General features: G+C 69.9%; 16 protein-coding genes. 4 read left to right on the forward strand and 12 right to left on the reverse strand.

Annotated elements, in window-relative coordinates; translation table 11 throughout:
* Window positions 1–61: 61 nt before the first annotated feature.
* Window positions 62–418, reverse strand: a complete 357-nt coding sequence (locus E9536_RS04180; protein ID WP_247873410.1) for a hypothetical protein — start codon at window positions 416–418, stop codon at window positions 62–64.
* Window positions 419–624: 206 nt separating this feature from the next.
* Between E9536_RS04180 and E9536_RS04185 the strand changes: the two genes are divergently transcribed.
* On the forward strand, window positions 625–912 hold the full coding sequence (locus E9536_RS04185; protein ID WP_027790907.1) for a DUF4148 domain-containing protein: 288 nt from the start codon (window positions 625–627) through the stop codon (window positions 910–912).
* 79 nt (window positions 913–991) lie between these two features.
* Here the strand turns inward: E9536_RS04185 and E9536_RS04190 are convergent, their stop codons facing one another.
* From E9536_RS04190 to E9536_RS04240, 11 genes are all read right to left on the reverse strand, one after another.
* Window positions 992–2422, reverse strand: a complete 1431-nt coding sequence (locus E9536_RS04190; RefSeq protein ID WP_136469321.1) for a heavy metal sensor histidine kinase — start codon at window positions 2420–2422, stop codon at window positions 992–994.
* Window positions 2419–3102, reverse strand: a complete 684-nt coding sequence (irlR, locus tag E9536_RS04195) for a heavy metal response regulator transcription factor IrlR (protein WP_136469322.1) — start codon at window positions 3100–3102, stop codon at window positions 2419–2421. Before irlR ends, E9536_RS04190 begins: the two co-directional genes overlap by 4 nt.
* Window positions 3102–6326: a CusA/CzcA family heavy metal efflux RND transporter gene (locus E9536_RS04200; protein ID WP_136469323.1), complete on the reverse strand. Its 3225-nt coding sequence runs from the start codon at window positions 6324–6326 to the stop codon at window positions 3102–3104. The genes irlR and E9536_RS04200 overlap by 1 nt, the downstream gene beginning before the upstream one ends.
* A gap of 125 nt (window positions 6327–6451) precedes the next feature.
* Window positions 6452–7924 carry an efflux RND transporter periplasmic adaptor subunit gene (locus tag E9536_RS04205; protein WP_136469324.1) on the reverse strand — a complete coding sequence of 491 codons (1473 nt, stop codon included), beginning with the start codon at window positions 7922–7924 and terminating at the stop codon, window positions 6452–6454.
* 34 nt (window positions 7925–7958) lie between these two features.
* Window positions 7959–9281: a TolC family protein gene (locus E9536_RS04210; RefSeq protein ID WP_136469325.1), complete on the reverse strand. Its 1323-nt coding sequence runs from the start codon at window positions 9279–9281 to the stop codon at window positions 7959–7961.
* Between the two features lie 250 nt (window positions 9282–9531).
* Complete coding sequence (locus E9536_RS04215; protein ID WP_136469326.1) at window positions 9532–10722, reverse strand: phosphotransferase; 1191 nt, start codon at window positions 10720–10722, stop codon at window positions 9532–9534.
* A gap of 36 nt (window positions 10723–10758) precedes the next feature.
* Window positions 10759–11391, reverse strand: a complete 633-nt coding sequence (pnuC, locus tag E9536_RS04220; protein WP_021157393.1) for a nicotinamide riboside transporter PnuC — start codon at window positions 11389–11391, stop codon at window positions 10759–10761.
* A gap of 59 nt (window positions 11392–11450) precedes the next feature.
* Window positions 11451–13682 (reverse strand): TonB-dependent siderophore receptor, encoded by a 2232-nt coding sequence (locus E9536_RS04225; protein ID WP_136469327.1) that lies wholly within the window; start codon window positions 13680–13682, stop codon window positions 11451–11453.
* A 607-nt stretch (window positions 13683–14289) separates the two neighbouring features.
* Complete coding sequence (locus E9536_RS04230) at window positions 14290–14493, reverse strand: DUF2970 domain-containing protein (RefSeq protein ID WP_021164122.1); 204 nt, start codon at window positions 14491–14493, stop codon at window positions 14290–14292.
* 123 nt (window positions 14494–14616) lie between these two features.
* The gene (locus E9536_RS04235; protein ID WP_136469328.1) at window positions 14617–16812 is read right to left on the reverse strand and encodes a pyridoxamine 5'-phosphate oxidase family protein; all 2196 of its coding nucleotides are present in this window, start codon (window positions 16810–16812) and stop codon (window positions 14617–14619) included.
* 36 nt (window positions 16813–16848) lie between these two features.
* The gene (locus E9536_RS04240) at window positions 16849–17493 is read right to left on the reverse strand and encodes a glutathione S-transferase (protein WP_060342116.1); all 645 of its coding nucleotides are present in this window, start codon (window positions 17491–17493) and stop codon (window positions 16849–16851) included.
* 127 nt (window positions 17494–17620) lie between these two features.
* Here E9536_RS04240 and E9536_RS04245 point away from each other — a divergent pair, with 127 nt between their 5' ends.
* The 3 genes from E9536_RS04245 to E9536_RS04255 all read left to right on the forward strand — a co-directional run bounded on the left by E9536_RS04245 (window position 17621) and on the right by E9536_RS04255 (window position 21950).
* Window positions 17621–18556: a LysR family transcriptional regulator gene (locus tag E9536_RS04245; RefSeq protein WP_060195077.1), complete on the forward strand. Its 936-nt coding sequence runs from the start codon at window positions 17621–17623 to the stop codon at window positions 18554–18556.
* A gap of 230 nt (window positions 18557–18786) precedes the next feature.
* The gene (locus E9536_RS04250; protein WP_080981951.1) at window positions 18787–20481 is read left to right on the forward strand and encodes a 5-guanidino-2-oxopentanoate decarboxylase; all 1695 of its coding nucleotides are present in this window, start codon (window positions 18787–18789) and stop codon (window positions 20479–20481) included.
* The gene (locus E9536_RS04255) at window positions 20478–21950 is read left to right on the forward strand and encodes an aldehyde dehydrogenase family protein (RefSeq protein ID WP_136469329.1); all 1473 of its coding nucleotides are present in this window, start codon (window positions 20478–20480) and stop codon (window positions 21948–21950) included. Before E9536_RS04250 ends, E9536_RS04255 begins: the two co-directional genes overlap by 4 nt.
* The last annotated feature ends 111 nt before the right edge of the window (window positions 21951–22061 follow it).

Consider the following 22061-nt stretch of genomic DNA (forward strand, 5'->3'; position numbering starts at 1 on the left):
ACCGCGCGCTATCCCGGACGACTCCCGCCGCATACGCGGCACGCGTGCCGTGCGATCGCGGTCAACGCGTGCCGCTGCGCTGCGGGAACAGGCACACGTGCGTCTTGACGTACAGGTTCGGATTGCCGCAGCGATGCCCGGCATAGTCGATCTGCTCACCGGGCATGAGGTCGGCCGGTACCGGCTTGCGCGCGGCGGCCGGCGTGGTCGATGTGGTCGATGTGGCCGACGCAGCGGGCGTCGGGCCGGAACGCGTCGACGTGCAGCCCGCGAACAACGGGACGATCAGGACTGCGATCAAGGCGAGGCGAATGGCGGGACGAGGCACTTTTCGGTCCGGGGTGAAAGTCGGAAAGGGCCGCCCGCATTCCATGCTGCTGTCGCGGACGGCGTGAATGCCGTCGGCCAGGTCGACCATCGGCAGACTTCATGTTCCGCTTCCCGTTCATCGCGCCCATGACGCGAACATGACGATTGCATCATGTCGGCCGCAGTCGAACGGCACATCCCGGCATCACGCAATCTGACGCATTTTTCATCTCGCGATCACGATCACGCACGGCTGCTTTCGCATACTGGGTCCACGGTTCGCCACCCGGCGGCCCTGATCAAGGAGAGCACTCAATGAAAACCGCACAACTCGCAGCACTGTTCGTCACCGCCACGCTGTCGCTCGGCATGGCCACGCAGGCCGCGTTCGCGCAGACGCAAACGCAGGGCAAGACCCGGACGCAGGTCGTCAATGAACTGAAGCAGGCGCAGCACGACGGCGTCGTGCCGACGAGCAAGACGCAGTACCCGCCGAGCAGCGAGCTCATCGCGCGCAACAAGGAGCTTCACGGGATTTCGGTGCATGGCGGCGAGAAGAAGCCGCAGACCGACAACCACGACGAACTGACCGCGCGGCAATGACGCCCGGCCGCACGACCGCGGGCAGCGCGCCACGCGCGGCCGCCTCATGGCGAACGCGCGGGCGTGCCCGCCCGCGGTGTCAGGCGCCGGCAGCCGCCAGCCGCTTCGGCTCGGCCGGCTGGTGCGGAAAGCGCAGCCAGAACGTCGTGCGCCGGCCGGGGTCGCTGTCGACGCCGCATTCGCCGCCGTGATTGTCCATGATCGACCGGACGATCGCGAGGCCCAGCCCGGTACCCGACGCCGAATTGTGCCGCGACGGATCGACGCGATAGAAGCGCTCGAAAATCCGCCCGACATGCTCGGCGGCAATGCCGGGCCCCGTGTCCGACACGGCGATCGTCGTCGCACCGCCCTGCTCCACGCAGTCGATCGTCACGACGCTGCCGCGCGGCGCGTACCTCAGCGCATTGGACAGCAGGTTGCTCAGCGCGCGCTGGTACAGCGTCAGGTCCGCATCGACCCACGCGTGACCGTCGACCTTCACCTGCACGCCCGCATCCTCCGCAAGCGCCTCGTAGTAGCCGGCCACGCGCCCGGCCTCCTCCGCCGCATTCAATCGCCGCACGTCGATCGACGTGCCGGCCTGTTCCGAGCGCGCGAGAAACAGCATGTCCTCGATCATCCGCGACAGCCGCTGGTATTCGTCGATGCTCGACTCGATCACGTTCCGGTATTCGTCCGCGCTGCGCGGCTGCGACAGCACGACCTGTGCGGCCGCCTGCAGGTTCGTGAGCGGCGTGCGCATGTCGTGCGCGAGATTCGACGAGAACTGGCTCAGCCGCGTGAACGATTCGTTCAGCCGCCCGAGCATCCCGTTGAACGCGTGCTCGAGCTCCTTCAGCTCGCCCGCGGTATCGAGTTCCGGCAGCGGATGGGCGAGCCGGCTCGTCGACATCTGCTCGGCGCGCGCCGCGAACCGCCTCAGCGGGCTCAAGCCCAGCGCCGCGATGCCGTACGCAATCGCGGCCGCGAGCACCACGCCGAACACCTCGATCACGACGATCGTATAAGCGTGCGTGCGCAGCAGCAGCACGTCGGCGCTGCGGTCGTACTGCACCGCCACGCGTACCACCGGTGCGCCTGCGCCTGCGCCGGCGAGCGGCACGGTCGTCACGAGATACTGCTGCCGCGCGCCGGGCGGCGCGACGCCGACCGGCACGCGCCCCGCGTCGAGCGTCAGCAGCGGTGCAACCAGGCGGAATCCGGGCGTGCCGACGAGGCGCGTGCCCGCCGCGTCGTAGATCGCGAGATCCATGTTCGGATGGCCGTGCAACTGGTCGATCCAGATATCGACGTTGCGCGTGACGTCCGCCGTCGAGCGCGCTTCGGCCAGGTGCGCGCCCAGCGCGGCGGAAATCCCGGCCATCTGCTCGGCGGCCGTCGTTTCGACGCGATTGCCGAGCGCCTCGTAAAGCGCGACCCCGCTCGACGCGAGGATCACCGATGTCGACAGGATGATCAGCGCGGTCAGGCGTCCGCGCAGCGTGCGCGGCAGCAGTCGCGCGATCATGCGGCCGCGCCGCCGCGCGCTTCGAGCACGTAACCCATCCCGCGCACGGTGTGGATCAGCTTCGGGTCGTACGCATCGTCGATCTTCGAGCGCAGGCGCCGGATCGCCGAATCGACGACGTTCGTGTCGCTGTTGAAATTCATGTCCCACACCTGCGACGCGATCGTCGCGCGCGGCAGGATTTCGCCTTCGCGGCGCATCAGCAGCCACAGCAGCGCGAATTCCTTCGCGGTCAGCAGGATCGTGTCGCCCTGCCGCGTGGCCTTGCGGCGCGTCAGGTCGAGTTCGAGGTCGGCCACGCGCAGCGTGTTCGAATCGCGCGGCTGGCCGCGCCGCAGGATCGACTTGATGCGCGCGGTCAGCTCGACGAAGTCGAACGGCTTCGCGAGATAGTCGTCGGCGCCGAGCTCGAGCCCCTTCACGCGATCGCCGACATCGTCGCGCGCGGTCAGGAACAGCACCGGCGTCAACTTGCTGCGCCGAAGGTTCTGCAGCAGCGTCCAGCCGTCCTGCCCGGGCAGCATCACGTCGAGCACGAGCAGGTCGTATTCCTCGGTCTCGGCCTGGTGCTGGCCCGTGATGCCGTCCTCGACCCAGTCGACGACATAACCTGCTTCCGTCAGCCCCTTGCGCAGATAGGCGCCCGTCTTCGGTTCATCTTCGACAATCAGAATTCGCATCACGCATTACCCTTGAAGAAACCCAGCCGGCGCAGCACGCCCGACACGAAGCCGCCGCCGAAGCCGCCCGCCAGCGCGGCACGCCACGACACCGCATGGCTGACGCGGTACAGCACGGGCAGCACCAGCAGCGTCAGCGCCGTGGACGACAGGATACCGCCGATCACGACCGTCGCGAGCGGGCACTGCACCTCGGCGCCGGTGCCGGTGGCGAACGCCATCGGCAGGAAGCCGAGCGACGCGACGAGCGCCGTCATCAGCACCGGCCGCAGCCGCGTGAGCGCGCCTTCGCGCACGGCGGCCTCGAGCGGCGTCCCTTCGTCGCGCAGGTTGCGGATGAACGAGATCATCACGAGCCCGTTGAGCACGGCCACGCCCGACAGCGCAATGAAGCCGACCGCCGCCGTGATCGACAGCGGAATCCCGCGCAGCCACAGCGACACGACGCCGCCGCTCAACGCGAACGGAATGCCGGTGAACACGAGCAGCCCGTCCTTCACGTTGTTGAACATCACGAACAGCAGCACGAACACCATGAACAGCGCGAGCGGCACGACGAGCTTCAGGCGCTCGCTCGCACTCTGCAGCTGCTCGAACTGCCCGCCCCACGACACCCAGTAGCCGGCCGGCACGCGCACGTCCTGCTGAAGCTGCTCGCGCGCGTCGGCGACGAACGAGCCGACGTCGCGCCCGCGCACGTTCGCGCTGACGACCACCCGCCGCTTGCCGTCCTCGCGGCTGATCTGGTTCGGGCCGGGTGCGACGTCGATCGTCGCGAGCTCCGCGAGCGGCACGTACGGCGCCGCCGCGAGCGGCGCGCTGGCGCCGGCCGCCGGCGCGGGCAATGCGATCGGCAGCCGCTTGATCGCCTCGATGTCCGAGCGCAGCTCGTCGGGCAGCCGCACGACGATGTCGAAACGGCGGTCGCCCTGGAACAGCGTGCCGGCCTTCTGCCCGCCGACGGCCGCGGCCACCGTATCCTGCAGGTCGGCCACGCTCACGCCGTAGCGCGCGAGCTTGTCGCGGTCGAGATTGACGGTCAGCACGGGCAGCCCCGTGGTCTGCTCGACCTTCACTTCGGACGCGCCCGGCACCTTCTGCAATGCCGCCGCGATCTGCTCGCCGGTCTGGTTCAGCACGGCCATGTCGTCGCCGAAGATCTTCACGGCGACGTCGCTGCGCACGCCCGAGATCAGTTCGTTGAAGCGCAGCTGGATCGGCTGCGAGAACTCGTACGCGTTGCCCGGCAGCTCGGCGAGCGCTTCCTCGATCTCCCGCACGAGCTGGTCGCGCGGCTTCTTCGGGTCGGGCCACCGGTCGGCGGGCTTCAGCATGATGTAGCCGTCCGACAGGTTCGGCGGCATCGGGTCGGCCGCGATCTCGGCCGTGCCGGTGCGCGCGAACACGCGCTCGATCTCGGGGAAGCGCGCCTTCAGCGTCTTCTCGATCGACTTCTGCATCTCGACCGACTGCGACAGGCTCGTGCCGGGAATCCGCAGCGCGGCGACCGCCAGGTCGCCTTCGTTCAGGCTCGGGATGAACTCGCTGCCGAGCCGCGTCGCAAGACCGAGCGTGACGAGCACGATCGCGCCCGCGCCGAGCATCACGCGCACGGGTCGCGTCATGAATGCCGCGAGGACCGGCTCGTATGCGCGCCGCGCCCAGCCCATCAGCCGGTTCTCCTTCTCCTCGACGCGCTCGCCGATGAACAGCGCGACGGCCGCCGGAATGAACGTGACGGTCAGCACCATCGCGGCTGCGAGCGCCATCACGACGGTGATGGCCATCGGATGGAACATCTTGCCTTCGACACCCGTCAGCGCAAAGATCGGCAGGTACACGACCATGATGATCAGTTGCCCGAAGATCAGCGCGCGCCGCGCTTCCTGCGACGCGCCGAACACTTCCGCGAAGCGCTCGTCGCGCGTGAGCGGCCGGCCGGCGGCAGCCTGCGCATGCGCGAGCCGCCGCACGCAGTTCTCGACGATCACCACCGCGCCGTCGACGATGATCCCGAAGTCGAGCGCGCCGAGGCTCATCAGGTTCGCACTCACCTTCGCGTTGACCATTCCGGTGAAGGTCATCAGCATCGACAGCGGGATCACGAGCGCGGTGATCAGCGCCGCGCGCATGTTGCCGAGGAACAGGAACAGCACGGCGATCACGAGGATCGCGCCTTCGAGCAGGTTCTTCTTCACCGTCGCGACGGCCTTCTCGACAAGCACCGTGCGGTCGTACACGGGAATCGCCTTCACGCCGGACGGCAGCGTGCGGTTCACGTCCGCCATCTTCGCGGCGACGGCCTTCGCGACCGTGCGGCTGTTCTCGCCCATCAGCATGAAGACCGTGCCGAGCACGACTTCCTCGCCGTTCGACGTCGCGGCGCCGGTACGCAGTTCGCGGCCGATGTCGACGACGCCGACGTCCTTCATCCGCACCGGCACGCCGCCGACGTTGGTCAGCACGATGTTCGCGATGTCGTCGACCGTGCGCGCCTGGCCCGGCACGCGCACGAGATACTGCTCGCCGCGTTTCTCGATGTAGCCGGCGCCGACGTTGTCGTTGTTGCGTTCGAGCGCGCGCACGACGTCGGCGAGCGTCAGCCCGTACGACATCAGCTTCGCCGGGTTCGGCGCGACACGGTATTCCTTCACGTAGCCGCCGATCGAGTTGACCTCGGTCACGCCGCGCACGTTCCGGAGCTGCGGCCGCACGACCCAGTCCTGCAGTTCGCGCAGGTCGGCCGCCGTATAACGCGTGCCGTCGGGCTTGCGCGCGGCGGCATCGGCCTCGACGGTCCACAGGTAGATCTCGCCGAGGCCCGTCGACGTCGGCCCCATCGCGGGCGCGATGCCGGGCGGCAGCTTGTCCTTCGCTTCCTGGATGCGCTCGTTGACGAGTTGCCGCGCGAAGTAGATGTCGGTGCCGTCCTTGAAGATCACGGTGACCTGCGACAGCCCGTAGCGCGAGATCGAGCGCGTCTGCTCGAGGCCCGGCAGCCCGGCCATCACGGTCTCGACCGGATAGGTGATGCGCTGCTCGGCCTCGAGCGGCGAATAGCCGGGCGCGGCCGTGTTGATCTGGACCTGCACGTTGGTGATGTCGGGCACCGCGTCGATCGGCAGCTTCTGGTAGCTGAACACGCCCAGTGCGGCCACGGCCGCGATCGCCAGCATCACGAGCCAGCGGTGCGCAATCGCAAAGCGGATCAGGCGTTCAAACATGGCGGGGTTCCTTGAAGCGGGGCACGGTCACCCTCGACGGACGGGCCGCCCGGCCGGCCACCCGGCGGGCCGGGAATCCGGCCGCGAACCGGGCCGTGATTCGCACAACGGCGCACACGTGATGCTCATTCATGTTCCGCGCTCCCCTTGCCGAGTTCGGCCTTCAGCACGAAGCTGTTCGACGCCGCGTACTCCTGGCCCGGCTTCAGCCCCTTCAGCACTTCGGTCGCACGTTCGTCGCGCCGCCCCGTCTCGACGGCCTGCGCGACGAAGCCCTTCGGCGAACGCACGAAGACGGACGGTGCGCCGTCGACGTCCTGCAGCGCGTCGCTCGCGACCGCGAGCGGCACGCCTTGCCTGCCCGCGTCGACCGACACGTTCACGAACATCCCGGGCCGCCACACGCCGTCCGGGTTCGGCAGCACGACGCGCGCGGGCGCGGTGCGCGTCTGTTCGCCTAGCAGCGAACCCACGTACGCGATCGGGCCGCTCGAACGCGACTCGAACGCGGTCGCGACGACCGTCGCGTCGCGTCCCACCCGCACGTCGTTGAGCCGCTGCGCCGGCACGGCCATCTCGGCCCATACCGTCGACAGGTCGGAGATCACGAACATGCTGGCATCGGCGGCGATCGCTTCGCCGGGCGTCGCATGCTTCTCGACGATCGTGCCTGCGAACGGCGCGCGCAGTTCGTAGCGGTTCAGCGCGCCCGCACCGGCGGGCGCATTCAGCGCGGCGAGCTTCTGCCGCGCGTTCTGCACGGCGATCTCGGCTTCGCGCAACTGCACCTGCGCCTGCTGGTAGTCCTGCTCGGCCGAAATGCGCTCCTGCCACAGCGTGCGTTCGCGCTCGTAGGTCGCGCGTGCGCCCGACAACCGGCGTTCGGCCGTCAGCAGCTCGCTGCGCCGGTCGGCGAGATCGGTGCTCGCGATCACGGCCAGCACCTGCCCCTTCGCGACGTTCTGCCCGAGCGACACCGACACCTGCTCGACGATGCCGGCCACGCGCGGCACCACGTGCGCGGTGCGATCCTCGTTGAACTTGATCTCGCCCGGCAACTGGAACGGCGTCGCGATCTGCGCGGGGCCGGCCTTCGCGAGTGCGATCTTCGAGGTCGCCAGCTGCGCGTCGGTCAACACGATCGCGCCGTCAGCGCGTGCGAACGGGAACGAGGCGGCGTCATTGCCCGCCTTCACGTCGATCGTCGCATCGAACACGTGCGGCTTGGCGATCGACTGCGCGGACACGAACTTCCGGCCGGCCGCGTCGAAACGCAGCGGCTCGTGCGTGCGGTCGTAACGGATCAGCGTGCCGGACACGGTGACGCCCTTGCCGGCCGGCTTGCCGTCGACGAACGGATAGACGACGAGGCGCGCGTCGCCGGGCTTCTCCGTCATCACGATTTCGACGGACAGCTTGCCGCGCCTGAGCACGACACCGCCGCGCTCGCCGGCGGCTTCGGCGGATGAAGCGGCTTCGGGCGCCGCCGACGCGGAGGTGGTGGCGCCGCCGTTGCGCGTGACGCCGAGTGCGCCGAGGACGATCCCGGCGCTGCCGAGCACGACCGCCGCGATGATCAGGATTCTGCTGCGTGACATGATGATCCTTCAGGTAATGGAGGCGTCTGTGGCGCTATTGCGTGACAGGTGCGAACGGTGCAAGCGGCGTACCGACGAGCCGGCCGATGTCGGCACGCGCGGTATGGGCGTCGGCGAGCGCGCGCACGTATTGCGACTGGCCCTGGAACAGCGTGCGCTGCGCGTCGAGCACGTCGAGGAAGCTGAACTTCCCGAGTTCGTAGCCGCGCGACATCGCGTCGAGCGCGACGCGCGCGGCCGGCAGGATGTCGTCCTTCAGCCGCTGCGCTTCCTGCGCGGCGGCTTCGAAATTCGCGTAGGCCTGCGTGAGCTCCAGCCGCAGGCGCGTGCGTTCGCGATCGAGATCGGCGTTCGCCCGAGCGGCCTTGTGTGTCGCCTCGAGCAGCGCGCCCTTGTTCGTGTTGAACAGCGGAATCGGGATCGACACGCCGACCACGGCCTGGTTGTCCGGCACGCCGCCCGTGGTCACGCGCTTCACGCCCGCGCTGATCGTCACGTCCGGAATGCGCCGCGCGCGCTCGAGCGATACGGCCGCGTTCGAGCGCAGCATCTCGGCGCGCGCGATCCGCGCGAGCGGCGCGTCGTCGAGTTGCGCGGTGAGCGCGGGCAGCGACTCGACCGGCGGCACGGCTTCGAGGTCGCCGAGCACCGCCAGCCGGCCGTCGCGCGCCTCGCCCATCACCGCGTTCAGCTTCTCGCGTGCGACCTCGACGCGGCCGCGCGCCGTCACGACTTCGATCTGCACGCCGGCCGCCGCCACGTGCGCCTTGGTCGCCTCGACCGGCGACACCTTGCCGGCCTGTGCACGGCGGCTCGCGAGATCCGCGGAGCGCGCGGCGATCGCGGCCGATTCCTCGGTGACCTGAAGCTGGCGCTGCGCGGCGAGCAGCCCGTAGAACGCGGCGATCACGTCGGCGCGCACGACGGCGTCCTGTTCGTCGAGAGACGCATTGGCCGCTTCCCTGCCGTACGACGCGACGTCGAGCCGCGCGCCGCGCTTGCCGCCGAGTTCGATCGTCTGGTTGATCAGCGCGGTCGACGTGCGTTCGGCGCGACGGAAGCCTTCCTGCAGGAACGACACTTCCGGATTGGGGCGCGCACCGGCCTGCATCAGCGCGCCGGCCGACGCATCGACGTCCGCGCGCGCGCCGCGCAGCGCCGGATTGTTCCGGGCCGCGACCGCGAGCGCATCGGCAAGCGTCAACGAGGTGGAAGGGCGTGCGTCGGGTGGCGGTGCGCCGATCGGCGCACCGCCGCCGGAGGCAGCCGGAGCCGGCCCCGGCGACAGCGACGGCTGCGCATGAGCCGTCGCGGCCATCGCGAAGACGACGGCCGCGGCGAGGTTGAGCTTGAGCATGTTCGGTTCTGCGGTAACGGTTCGCGACCGATGCTACGGTCCGGCCGCAGTGCGAACATGAGGCGAAGATGATATTTCCGTCATCTTGGGCGTGGCCGCGCGCAAGCGTGCTGTGCCCTGCGGGAATGGCATCCCGCGTGAACGATCAGGAAGATCGGGTGAACGTGCAGCGCGACGGCTGCGGGGAAGACTGCGGGGGATCGGGGGATCAGGGAATCGGCGCGCGTGCGCCGAAACCCCGGCACGCGAATCAGGCTGTCCCTTGCTTCGCGCGCCGGCGCTGCACGAGCCAGTCGAGCAACTGCCGCCCGTCGCGTTCGCCGAACCACCGCGCATGCCCGATCAGATATCCGTCGTATGCGATGTCGACAATGGCCGGCGCATCGATGATGCACCCGAAATACGCCACTTCCGACAGCGCGAACTCCGTATGCACGATCGGCAGCATCGCGACCAGCGCCGCGTAGGCTTCGTCCCCCAGCGGTTCGAGTGACTCATACCCGTCGAGCAGCGCGTCGATCTGCGCGTACTCGACGCGGCGTGCCTCGGCCGGCGCCATCCAGTCGACCGTATTGCGCTCGATCGCGAGCGCGAGGTCCATGACGGCGCACGTGCGATCCGACAAGCCGAAATCGAGCACCGTCCGCACCTGCGCGCCGGGCCCCGCCTCGGTCCACAGCAGGTTCGACGCGTGCCAGTCGCCGTGCGTCCACAGCGGCGGCAGCGCCGGCAGCAGCGGCACGAGGCGCGCGTGATACGGGCCGATCGCGTCGGCCACGTCGCCGCGCCAGTCGCGCGCGCCGAGCGCGCGCACGAGCAGCGGCTGCGCCTCGACCCAGCGTTCGAGCGCGCCCGCCAGATCGTCGGACGACAGCACGCGGAAGCTCGACAGCAGCGTGCGCACGGGCCGCGCCGGCGCATCGTAGCCGGCCGACGCGCGATGCAGCTCGGCCAGCGCGCGACCGGCCGCGTAAGCGTGCGACGCATGCGTGAACGGCTGCCACGACATCACGCCGCGATACGGGTCGACGCCGGGCGCGAGCACATGCACTTCGTAGGTCCAGTCGCCGGACGCGAATGCGGTCGCACCGTTGCGATCCGCGAGCACGTCGACCACCGGCATGCCGCGTTCGCGCAGGTGCGCGATGAAGCGATGCTCTTCCTCGAGCCCCGCGACATCGCGCAGGCTCGCATGATGACGCTTGACGAACAGCCCGCGCCCGTCCGCCATCCGCACGAGCACGGCCGCCGCGAACTGTCGCGGGCTGTGCCACGTGAGCCGCTCGGGCTCGCCGGCGCCGTCGATGCGTGCGAGCACCGCCGCCACCTCGTTGTGCGTCATCAGCGGCCAGTCGCGTTCGGCCTGCTCGCCGTCGACACCGAATTGCGGCGGCGCGACGTCACGCGGCAGGGCGCCGTCCGGCTCGAGTGGGAATGACATGAACGACGTTGCTCCGTAGTTGAATCGGCGCGTGAATCAGCGCGCGCCGCCGCCCGTTGCCAGCGCACCGCCGGCCGCCGCGCGCAGCGCCGCGGCCGTGCGGCTCCAGTCGCGCCAGCCGACGACGGCCAGCCCGATGAACAGCGCGTAGAGGCCGGCCGTCAGATACAGTTCCTTGAACACGAACATCCCGACGTACACGACGTTCACGACGATCCACAGCCCCCACGATGCGATGTAGCGCCGCGCGGTCCAGTATTGCGCGACGAGGCTGAACGCGGTCAGCGAGGCATCGACGAACGGCAGCGCCGCATCGGTCCAGCGCGCCATCATGCCGCCGAGCAGCGCGCTGCCGACGACGGCCGCGATCAGGTCGGGCAGCATCTGCATCGGCCGCACGCCCGTGACGGGCGCGACATCGCCTGCCGGCGCCGCATTGCCGTCGGCCTCGCTCGCGCGCTGCGCGAGCCAGCGTTGCCAGCCGTACACCTGCAGCACCGCGAACGCGCCTTGCAGCAGCATGTCCGAATACAGCTTCGCGTCGAAGAAGATCCAGCCGTACAACGCGACCGACACGAGCCCGACCGGCCAGCACAGCATGCGCCGCTTCGCGGTCAGCCAGATCGCGAGCGCGCTGACGATCACGCCGGCGATTTCGAGTGGGGACATCGTCTGTGCTCTCCAGGTTAGCTGCCGGGGCCGCGCGTCACGCGGCCGGTTCCGGACGGTCAGAAATCATAGGTCAACGACACGCGGGCGGTGCGCGGCGCCCCCGGGAACAGGTACGCATCGCCCTGCTGCTCGCCCGCATCGCGCCAGTAGAACTTGTTGAACAGGTTGTCCACCGACACGCGCAACACCGTGCGATGGCCGCCGATCTTCGTCGTATAACGCGCGCCGAGATTGAACACGAACCACGCCGGCACCTGCGCGGTGCCCTCCTCGTTCGCGTTGCGGGCCGCGCTGTACTCGACGCCGCCCAGCACGTTCAGCCCCGCGACGCCCGGCACCGCGTAGTCCGCATACAGCGACGCGCGCAGCGCGGGCACGTTGATGATCTGGTGGCCTTCGTACGCCGGCGAACCCGAATCGTACGCGCGCGCGCGAATCGCCGCGACGCTGGCCGTCAGCCCCAGACGCTCGGTCACGCGCCCGGCCGCGCCGAGCTCGATCCCCTGGTGCCGCTGCGTGCCGCGCTGCACGAACGTGTAGGTCGTGCCCGATGCGTCCGGATCGGCGAACTGGAATGGCTTGCTGATCGAGAACACGGCGGCCGTGAGGCTCAGCCGGTCGAGCCAGTCGTATTTCGCGCCGACCTCGATCTGGTGCGATTCGACGGGCGGCAGGAACGCATACGCGTTGGTCGCGCGCACGGGCGCCTGGTCGCCGAGCGACAGCGCCTTGCTGTACGACGCGTACAGCGACAGCACGTTCACCGGCTTGTAGACGAGCGCGACCTGCGGCAGGAATACCGAGCGGTCGGTGTGCGTCGCGTCGCCGTCGAGGCTGCTCCAGCTGCGCTGGCGCAGCAGCACTTCCTTGCCGCCCGCGAGCACCTGCCAGTGTTCGCCGATGCTGATGCGGTCGAGCCCGAACACGCCGTATTGCCACGCATCGAGGCGCGGGTACGACGGCCCGGGTGAATTCGGCGACGGCGAGAAGGTCGTGTCGGGCCCGTAGATGTTCTCGCTGCCGACGTAGTCGTACACGGCGTCGGCCATGCTCACGACGCGGCGCTGCACGCTCACGCCGAGCGTCAGCTCGTGCCGCAGCGGCCCCGTCGCGAACTTGCCGGTCGTGACGGCACGCAGGTCGTCGTTGCGCCGGTATTCGCCGGGGCTGCGGAAGTCGTACACGTCGTAGTCGCCGTTCGCGCCGAAGAAGAACGGCGATGTCGCGCCGGCCGTGCAGCTCGCCGCGTACGAGCAGCCGTACGCGAACGCGCTGTTGTCGTCGATCATCGTGCGGCTGCGGCCGGCGGCGATATACGCCTTCCAGTCGTCGTTGAACTGGTAGTCGAAGCGCGCGTTCAGGTTCAGCGCGTCGGTCGTCACCGGCTTCGCCCACGGCTGCGTGCCGAGCGCCTTCGACGTCGTCTTGACCGACGGCACGACGATGCCGCCGAGCAGCTGGTAGCCGGGTGCTGAACGCTGGATCCACTGCTGGAATTCGGCGTTGAGCTGCAGGCTCGCGCGCGGGCTGATGTCCCAGTCGGCGGCGATCGAGCCGAACGTGCGCCGTCCGTTCGTGCCGTCGATGTAGGAGTGCATGTTCTCCTTCGCGGCATTGATCCGGAAGCCGAACTGATTGTCGGGGCCGAAGCGGCGGCCGAGATCGACGGCCGCCGACGTCGAACCGCGGCTGTCGACGCCACCCGTCACGCTCGCGACGTTCGCCGAGCGCTTGGTCACGAAGTTGATCACCCCGCCGGGCGCGACGACGCCGCTGTCGATGCCGGCCAGCCCCTTCAGGATCTCGACGCGCTCCTTGTTCTCGAGCGGCACGTTCTGTTCGCCGGACACCGTCAGCCCGTCGATCCGGATCGCGCTCGCAAGATCGACCGGAAAGCCGCGGATCGCGAAGCCTTCGAAATAACCGACCGGCGCGTAGTCGTTGACGACCGACGCGTCGTTGCGCACGACGTCGCTCAGCCGCTTCGCCTGCTGGTCGTCGAGCTGCGCGCGCGTGACGACGTTCACCGACGCCGGCGTGTCGCGCAGCGGTGCGTCGTCGAGCCCCGCGACGGATGCCGTGCGTGCGCGCAGCGCGTTGCCGCGCTCGCCGCTCACCGTGATCGTCGGCAGCGTCGCGCTGGCGGCCGCCCCGGCGTCCGGCGCCGGCGTGTCGCCCTGCGCCGCGGCGGCCTGGGCCGCGAAAAGCGTGATGCCGAAGCCGACACCAAGCCCGACCTTCGCGCGCCGCCGCCGTGCGGGCGACGCTGTTGTTCTATTCACCGTCATTGCTCTGGATGGAAAACTCGCCACTCGACCCTGTCGAAACCCGTTACGAAGCTGCGAAGCGTGCCCGCGACCGGATCTGCCTCCGCCGGACGCACGCGCCGGCACGACATTCGTCAGACGAACCGGGCGAACCAGACGATCCGGCACGCAAGCGGGCCGCTCGGTCGGGAATACGCAGGATGGGACATCGGATTCAGGTGACGCACCGAGAACCGACGCTGCCGTCGACCGGTTCGTCGGGGCGTGTCGGGCGGCCGGCTGCATCGCGCGGTCTTGTCATGCGGGGGGACGCTTCGAACGCCCCGGTACGGGCGCGACGGTCTGGCGCGCGCCGTTCGCTGGAACGGCGGCGTGCCCGTCGCGCACGACATCGCGGCGCGGCGCGCATTTTACCCCGGGCGGGGCGGGCTGCCCTGGAATCGGGCGAATCGGGTGGGCGGGGAAGGCGGGAACGGGAACCGCGCGATTCGCGCGGCACGGCGACGGTGCCGATGTGCGCATGACTGGCGTCGTGCGCGGCCACCTCGGTGACCGGCACCGTCACGCACCGGTCACGCGGCCGGAAACCGGAGCGGGAACGTTCGCCCGCTCGCAATTCGGCGGCCGGTCAGAATCCCTGCATCGTCGCGGTCGGATCGACGACCAGGTGCACGACGCCGTAGATCACCGCGCCGACGAGCAGCGCGAGCACGATCGCCACGAACGGCAGCAACGTGTAGTTGACGTTCGCGAGATCGGCCGCGTGCGCCTTGCTGTTGCGTACGCCGAAGAAACTCCACAGGACCAGCTTGATCATGCCGAGCAGTTTCATGGTTGTGCTCCTTTCATCGAATCGGTTGACGCTATCGTCGATCCGACCAGCATCCGAAAAAAGAAGCAGTTGCGCGCGCTTTTCGCGCAGCAGGCCGTCTGCGGCCGCATGTCGCAGGGCGCGTCAGCGGTCGAGCACGAGCAGCTCCGACCCTTGCGCGGGCCGCGCGACGCACAGCAGCGCGCAGCCGGGTTCGACCGGCGCATCGGGCGCCTGCTCGTAGTCGACCGCGCCGGACAGCACGCGCGTCGCGCACGTGCCGCACGACCCGGAGCGGCATTCGGACGGCACGGCCACGCGCTGCCCTTCCGCGAATTCCAGCAACGTGCCGTCGGCGGGCGTCCACGCGGCATCGCGGCCCGTGCGCCGGAACACCACCGGCACGCTCGCGACCGGCGCCCCGGTCGTGCGGGTCGCGCTGCGTGCCACGCTCGACGGCCCGAACGCCTCGAAGCGGATGCGTTCGTCCGGCACGTTCAGCGCGCGCAGCCCGTCGTACAGGTCGCGCATGAACGCCGACGGCCCGCACAGGTAGAAGTCGTAATCGTCGAACGTCAGGAGCCGCTTCAGTTGCGCGATGTCGATGCGGCCTGCCTGCGCCGCCGACCCGTCGTGAGGATGGCTGTCGAACCAGTGGAGCGACAGCCGTGCGTCGGCGGCCGCGATGCGTGCCAGCTCCGCCGCGAACGGCCGGTCGGCCGCGTCACGCGCGCCATGCACGAACACCACGCGGCGCGATGGCCGATCGTCCGCCAGCGCGCGGCGCAGCATCGCGGTCATCGGCGTGATGCCGATGCCGGCCGACACGAGCACGGCCGGGCGCGGGCTCGCGAGATCGAACGTGAAGCGCCCGCGCGGCATCTGCGCGTCGAGCGCCATGCCTGCCTGCGCGTGATCGTGCAGCCACGCCGACACGCGCCCTTCGCGCTTCACGGTGATCCGGTAATGCGTGCCGCCCGGCGCATCGGAGAGCGTGTAGCTGCGGATCGACGGCGCGTCGCTTCCCGGCAGCGCGATGCGCAGCGTCAGGTGCTGCCCGGCTTCGTAGGCGGGCAATGCAGCGCCGTCCGCCGGTTCGAAATGGAACGAGCGAATCGCGCGCGCTTCGTCGACGATCTTCGCGATGCGCAGCGGCCGCCATGCGGGTGCCGATGCGGGTGCCGATGCCGATGCCGATGTCGATGTCGATGTCGATGTCGATGTCGATGTCGATGTCGATGCCGATGTCGATGTCGATGCCGATGCCGATGCCGATGCCGATGCCGATGCCGATGCCGATGCCGATGCCGATAGTGATTCTGATGCGGGTGCGGTGACCGACGCGGTTGAAGTCTGCACCAACCCGCCCGCCGCCATCGCCGCGAACTGCGGCGCGCGTTCGACCGCCGACCACCGGAACGGCAGCACCGCGCGCATGCGCCGCACTTCCCGCACATGGAACCGCACGACCCGCTGCGCGCCGTCGAACGACGCGACGAGCGGCCCGTCCCACACGATCTCGGCGCGCGCGGCCACATACAGCAGGTCGCCGTTGTCGAAATCGACGAACAGCAGCCCCGCACGCGGATCGTGCTGCAGGTTGCCGAGCGTGTTGAAGAAGCGGTTGCCGCTGAAATCCGGCGTCGTCAGCGTGTGCGCATCGTCGACGCGCACGAAGCCCGGCATCCCGCCGCGATGCGACACGTCCGCGCCACGCGCAGCGCCCGCGTCGGTCGACGTGTTCGCGCTCGCGACGAAGAACGTATCGGCCTGCGCAAGCAGCGCTCGATCGGCCTCGTTCAACGCGTCCGATACGTCGGGCCCGGCGGACGCGCCGGCTTCCCGGGCGACGAACGTCGGCTTGCGTCCCTGGATGTACTTCGCGCAGTTGCCGAAGCTCTGCTCGACCGCGATCGTCAGCGCATCGCCGTCGACCGCGCGCACGACGCCGTTGACACGATTGCGCCGCCGCGTATCGAATTCGATCCCGAGCCCGCCGAGCGGCGCGCCCGGCTGCCACGCGCCGTCCAGCGGATCGCCCGGCAACGCGCGCGCCGCGATGCGCAGCGTACGCGGGTCCGGCGACGTCACGAACCCCGGCGCGCCGGCGCGCAGCGTCGCCCACGGCTGGCCGTTCGCATCGACGCCGCCAAGCACGAAGAATGGCAGTTGCGCGAAAAACGTCCGGTGCTGGTCCGGCATGAAACGCCGGATCCCGCGCCGGCCGGCCGAACCTGCGGCCGCCGTCACGCCCGCGCGCTGCTGCACGGCGAGCTCTCCCGCGTGAAACGGCGCGGTATCGAGTTCCCAGCCCGCTACGACGGTGGTCGGGGTGTTCATCGCATTCTCCGTGGGCAGGCGCGGCGTCGGTGGGCGTTACGCGGCAAGCAGGCCGGCGCGCGTCGTCGGCATCGCAACGAAGCCCGGCAGTGCCTCGACGCGCGCCAGCCACGCACGCACGTGCGGATACGGTTCGAGCGACACGCCGCCTTCCGGCGCGTGCGCGATGTACGAGTAGGCGGCGACGTCCGCAATCGTCGGCTGCGCACCGGCCGCGAACGGCTTGCCAGCCAGTTCGCGATCGATCACGTCGAGCACTTTCGCGGCCGTACGCTTGGCCGCCTCGTGGTCGAGCTTCGCGCCGAACACGGTCACGAGCCGCGCGGCAGCCGGCCCCGTTGCGATCGGCCCGGCCGCATACGAGAGCCAGCGCTGCACGACGGCCGCGCTGGCCGGGTCGTCGGGCAGCCAGTGCGCGTCGCCATAGCGCTTCGCGAGGTACACGAGGATCGCGTTCGAATCGGCGATCACCGTGCCGCCGTCGTCGATCACGGGCACCTGCCCGAGCGGATTGAGCGCGAGGAACGCCGGTTCGCGCTGTGCGCCGGCCGCGAGATCGACGTCGACGGTCTCCGAAGGCAGGCCGAGCAGCGACAGGAACAACCGGACGCGATGCGCATGCCCGGACAGCAGGAACGAGTAGACGCGAATCGGCGAAGCAGGCTTGCGGACGGCAGACATGGAAAACACTCCGGAATCTCGCGCCGCCGGGAATCGGCGACGAACACCTGCAGCGTAGCGCTCGCCGTTCGTCTCCAGAAGATGGATAATCGCGGAAACATTATCCGCTCCCATAGGACAATCGACGATGGCCGATCTGCGCGACGTGAACCTGAACCGGCTGGCGGTCTTCGTCGCGGTGGTCGACGCCGGCTCGCTGACGGCCGCGGCCGAGCGGCTCGGCCTGGCGAAGACGGTGGTCAGCACGCACATGCAGCGCCTCGAATCCGAGGTCGGCGCGAACCTGCTGGTGCGCACCACGCGGCGGCTGAGCGTGACCGACGCGGGGCGGGCGTTCTACGACGCGTGCCGCGACATCGTGCGCGCCGCGGAAAGCGCGCTCGACGCGGTGTCGTCCGACGCGGGGCCGCTGCGCGGCACGCTGCGCGTGAGCGTGCCGATCGACTACGGCGCGCTGGTCGTCGCGCCTGCCGTCGTCGCGTTGCGCGACCGGCATCCGGGCCTCGACGTCGAACTCGTCGCGAACGACCGCGTCGTCGATCTCGTCGCGGACAACCTCGACGTCGCGATCCGCATCGGCCGCCTCGCCGATTCGAACTATCGCGCGGTGCAGCTCGGCACCTACGAGAAATGGCTGGTCGCGAGCCCCGCGTTCGTCGCGCGCCACGGGCGGCCGCAGGACACCGATGCGCTCGCCGCGCTGCCGTTCGTGATGCTGTCGACGCTGCCGCGCCCGCATACGCTCGAACTCGAAGACGCGAACGGCGGCACCGCTTCGGTGCGCTGTGTCGCGCACGTCGTGTCGAACACCGCCACCGCGTGCCGCGCGATCGTGCTCGCGGGCGGCGGCTTCGGGCTGCTGACGGACTTTTCGACCGCCGACGACCTCACGGCCGGCCGGCTCGTGCGGCTGCTGCCCGCGTGGCGCTCGGCGCCGGCCGGGATCCATGCGGTGTATCCGTCGACGCGGCTGCCTTCGCCGAAGGTGCGGGCGTTTATTGATGCGATGAAGCAGAGGATCGACGACACGCGGCCGGCACGCAAGACGAAACGCGAACGCTAGCGCACGCCGAATTCCGTTGCGGCTGCGCGCCGCGCCGTTGCCGGCCCGCGCATTCCATTCCTCCGACGTATCGCGACATCCTCGCGACCACGCATCGCCATGCAAGGCGCTCATGCGCGGCATGAAAACTAATCGATTGTTGGCGCCCCGGATCGACGCCGACAATCCGCTGCATGCCCCCTCGTTTGCGGTACGGGCCACTCCCCCTCCCAATCGGCACGTCACGATCCATGAACCATCCAGTCCCCCTCTCCTGCATCGCCGAGGCCCGCACGGCCGCGCCGGCACCGTTCCTTGCCCGTCCCCGCACCTGCGGCGAAGCACTCGTCGACCTGCTCGAACGTTATGGCGTCGAATGCGTGTTCGGCATTCCCGGCGTGCATACCGTCGAGCTGTATCGCGGGCTCGCAGAGTCGTCGATCCGCCATGTCACGCCGCGCCACGAACAGGGGGCCGGCTTCATGGCCGACGGCTACGCGCGCGTCACGGGCCGGCCGGGCGTCTGCTTCATCATCACCGGGCCGGGCATGACCAATATCGCGACCGCGATGGCACAGGCCTACGCGGATTCGATCCCGATGCTGGTGATCTCGAGCGTCAACGCACGGCGCGAGCTCGGCAGCGGCGACGGCCGCCTGCACGAGCTGCCGTCGCAGCGTGAAGTCTTCGCGGGACTCACCGCGTTCTCGCACACGCTGCTCGACGCGGCCGACCTGCCGCAGGTGCTCGCGCGCGCGTTCGCGGTCTTCGAAAGCGCACGGCCGCGGCCCGTGCACATCGAGATTCCGCTCGACGTGATCGTGACGCCGGCGCCCGCGCTGCCCGCCGCGCCACCCGCGCTGCCCGCCCGCCCCGCACCGGACGCCGGCGCGCTCGCGGCGGCCGCAGACCTGCTCGCCCATGCGCGCCGGCCGCTGATCCTGGCGGGCGGCGGCGCCGTGCATGCGGCGGCCGAATTGCGCGAGCTCGCCGAACGCCTGCACGCGCCGGTCGCGCTGACGATCAACGCGAAGGGTCTGCTGCCGGCCGGCCATCCGTTGCTGATCGGCTCCACGCAATCGCTGCCCGCCACCCGCGCGACGATCCGCGACGCCGACGTGGTGCTCGCCGTCGGCACCGAGCTCGGCGAAACGGATTACGACGTCACGTTCGACGGCGGCTTCGCGATCGATGGCCGGCTGATTCGCATCGACATCGACGCGCAGCAGCTGATGCGCAATGCCCGCGCGGAGATCGCCATCGCCGGCGATTCACGGCTGGCGCTCGGCGCGCTGTCGACCCGCCTGCACGAAAAACCGACGACGCCCCCCGAAGCCGGCTGGGGCGCGCCGCGCGTGGCCGCCGTGCGCGCCGCGATCGCGTCGGGCCACGACGGCCCGGCGCGCGCGCAGGCGCGGCTGATCGACACGATCGTCGCGGCGCTGCCCGGCGTAATCGTCGCCGGCGATTCGACGAGCCCCGTGTACGTCGGTAATTTCACCCACGACGCGCACGCACCGCGCAGCTGGTTCAACTCGTCTACCGGCTACGGCACGCTCGGCTACGGGCTGCCCGCCGCGATCGGCGCGAAACTCGCCGCGCCCGCACGCCCGGTCGTCTGCCTGATCGGCGACGGCGGCCTGCAGTTCACGTTGCCGGAGCTCGCGAGCGCGGTCGAGGCCCGCGTGCCGGTGATCGTGATCGTCTGGAACAACCGCGGCTACGGCGAGATCCGCAAATACATGGTCGCGCGCGACATCACGCCGATCGGCGTCGATCCGTACACGCCCGATTTCCTGGCGCTCGCGCGCGGCTTCGGCTGCGCGGCGCACGCGGCCGCGACGCCCGATGCACTGGCTGCCACGTTGCGCGACGCCGTCGCGCGCGCGATCCCCACCGTGATCGAGATCGACGAAGCGACATGGTTCGAGCAGGTGCAGCGATGAGTCAGGCCCCCGATTTCCACTTTGATCCGCCGCTGCGTACCGGGCTTTTCATCGCCGGCGCGTGGGGGGCCGGCGCCGACGGCGCCACGTTGCCGATCGTCGATCCGTCGACTGAAGCGGTCCTCGCGCATGTGGCTGCCGGCGGCAGCACGGACGTCGAGCGCGCCGTCCAGGCCGCGGCCCGCGCGTTTCCCGGCTGGAAACGCACGACGGGTGCCGCGCGCGCGGCCCTGCTCCGCGCGATCGCGCGCGGCGTCGACACGCACCGCACACGGCTCGCGACGCTGCAGTCGTTCAATAACGGCAAGCCGTTCGCCGAAGCGGAGATCGACGTCGCCGACGTGATCGCCACGTTCGACTACTACGCCAGCCTCGCGGAACGCATCGACACCGACGGCGAAACCGAGGTCGCGCTGCCCGGCGACGACCACCGCGCATGGATCCGGCGCGAACCGGCCGGCGTCGCCGCGCTGATCGTGCCGTGGAATTTCCCGATGGTGACGACCGCGTGGAAGCTCGCGCCGGCGCTCGCGGCCGGCTGTACCGTCGTGCTGAAGCCGTCCGAGATCACGCCGCTGCCGGAACTCGAACTCGTCGCGATCGCCGCCGCAGCGGGCCTGCCGCCAGGCGTGCTGAACGTCGTGACGGGCACCGGCCCCGACGTCGGGGCCCGGCTGTGCGCGCATCCGCTCGTCGCGAAGGTGTCGTTTACCGGCAGCACGGCGGTCGGCGCGCAGGTCATGAAAACCGCCGCGGACACGATCAAGGGCGTCGGCCTCGAACTCGGCGGCAAGTCGTCGATCGTCGTGTTCGACGACGCCGATCCCGACCACGCGGTCGAGCTGATCGCGGGCGGCGGCCTGTTCAACGCGGGGCAGATGTGTTCGGCGACCTCGCGCGTGCTCGTCGCCGCGCCGCTCGCCGACGACCTGATCGCACGCCTCGCGCGGCGGATCGACGCGACCGTCGTCGGCCCGCCGTTCGCGCCCGGCGTGCAGATGGGCCCGCTGACGAACCGCGCGCAATACGAGCGCGTGAAGCGCCACATCGCGCAAGGCCGCGCCGACGGCGCGCGGCTCGTGACGGGCGGCGACGTGCCCGCCGGCCCCGGTTACTTCATCCGGCCCGCGCTGTTCGCCGACGTGCCGGCCGACAGCCCGCTATGGCGCGACGAAATCTTCGGGCCGGTGCTGTGCGTCCGCACGTTCGATACCGAGTACGACGCGATCGCGGCCGCCAACGATACCGAATACGGGCTCGTCGCGACCGTCGTCACGCGCGACGCGGCACGCGGCAAGCGGGTCGCCGACGCGCTCGAAGCAGGCGTCGTGTGGATCAACACGCCGCAACTGATCTATCCGCAAACCTCATGGGGCGGCTACAAGCGCAGCAGCGTCGGACGCGAGCTCGGCCCGTTCGGGCTGGCCGCATTCCAGGAGATCAAGCAGGTCATGATGCCGGCCCGCTGAGGCCGTCCGGGCCATGCGTTTATCTCATGCCGCGCATGCGGATATTTCGTTTGTTGCGGAAATTTGACGTCCCTACAGTGCATCCACACCCCGCGCCGCCATTCGGCGACC

Source organism: Burkholderia sp. LS-044 (assembly GCF_004803625.1).
Lineage (GTDB): Bacteria > Pseudomonadota > Gammaproteobacteria > Burkholderiales > Burkholderiaceae > Burkholderia > Burkholderia cepacia.

Coding starts and splice junctions, on each gene's coding strand:
- E9536_RS04190 (WP_136469321.1), bottom strand. CDS start 2,422: ATGATCGCGCGACTGCTGCCGCGCACGCTGCGCGGACGCCTGACCGCG.
- E9536_RS04200 (WP_136469323.1), bottom strand. CDS start 6,326: ATGTTTGAACGCCTGATCCGCTTTGCGATTGCGCACCGCTGGCTCGTG.
- E9536_RS04210 (WP_136469325.1), bottom strand. CDS start 9,281: ATGCTCAAGCTCAACCTCGCCGCGGCCGTCGTCTTCGCGATGGCCGCG.
- E9536_RS04235 (WP_136469328.1), bottom strand. CDS start 16,812: ATGAACACCCCGACCACCGTCGTAGCGGGCTGGGAACTCGATACCGCG.
- pnuC (WP_021157393.1), bottom strand. CDS start 11,391: ATGTCCCCACTCGAAATCGCCGGCGTGATCGTCAGCGCGCTCGCGATC.
- irlR (WP_136469322.1), bottom strand. CDS start 3,102: ATGCGAATTCTGATTGTCGAAGATGAACCGAAGACGGGCGCCTATCTG.
- E9536_RS04225 (WP_136469327.1), bottom strand. CDS start 13,682: ATGACGGTGAATAGAACAACAGCGTCGCCCGCACGGCGGCGGCGCGCG.
- E9536_RS04180 (WP_247873410.1), bottom strand. CDS start 418: ATGGTCGACCTGGCCGACGGCATTCACGCCGTCCGCGACAGCAGCATG.
- E9536_RS04205 (WP_136469324.1), bottom strand. CDS start 7,924: ATGTCACGCAGCAGAATCCTGATCATCGCGGCGGTCGTGCTCGGCAGC.
- E9536_RS04255 (WP_136469329.1), top strand. CDS start 20,478: ATGAGTCAGGCCCCCGATTTCCACTTTGATCCGCCGCTGCGTACCGGG.
- E9536_RS04215 (WP_136469326.1), bottom strand. CDS start 10,722: ATGTCATTCCCACTCGAGCCGGACGGCGCCCTGCCGCGTGACGTCGCG.
- E9536_RS04240 (WP_060342116.1), bottom strand. CDS start 17,493: ATGTCTGCCGTCCGCAAGCCTGCTTCGCCGATTCGCGTCTACTCGTTC.
- E9536_RS04185 (WP_027790907.1), top strand. CDS start 625: ATGAAAACCGCACAACTCGCAGCACTGTTCGTCACCGCCACGCTGTCG.
- E9536_RS04245 (WP_060195077.1), top strand. CDS start 17,621: ATGGCCGATCTGCGCGACGTGAACCTGAACCGGCTGGCGGTCTTCGTC.
- E9536_RS04230 (WP_021164122.1), bottom strand. CDS start 14,493: ATGAAACTGCTCGGCATGATCAAGCTGGTCCTGTGGAGTTTCTTCGGC.
- E9536_RS04250 (WP_080981951.1), top strand. CDS start 18,787: ATGAACCATCCAGTCCCCCTCTCCTGCATCGCCGAGGCCCGCACGGCC.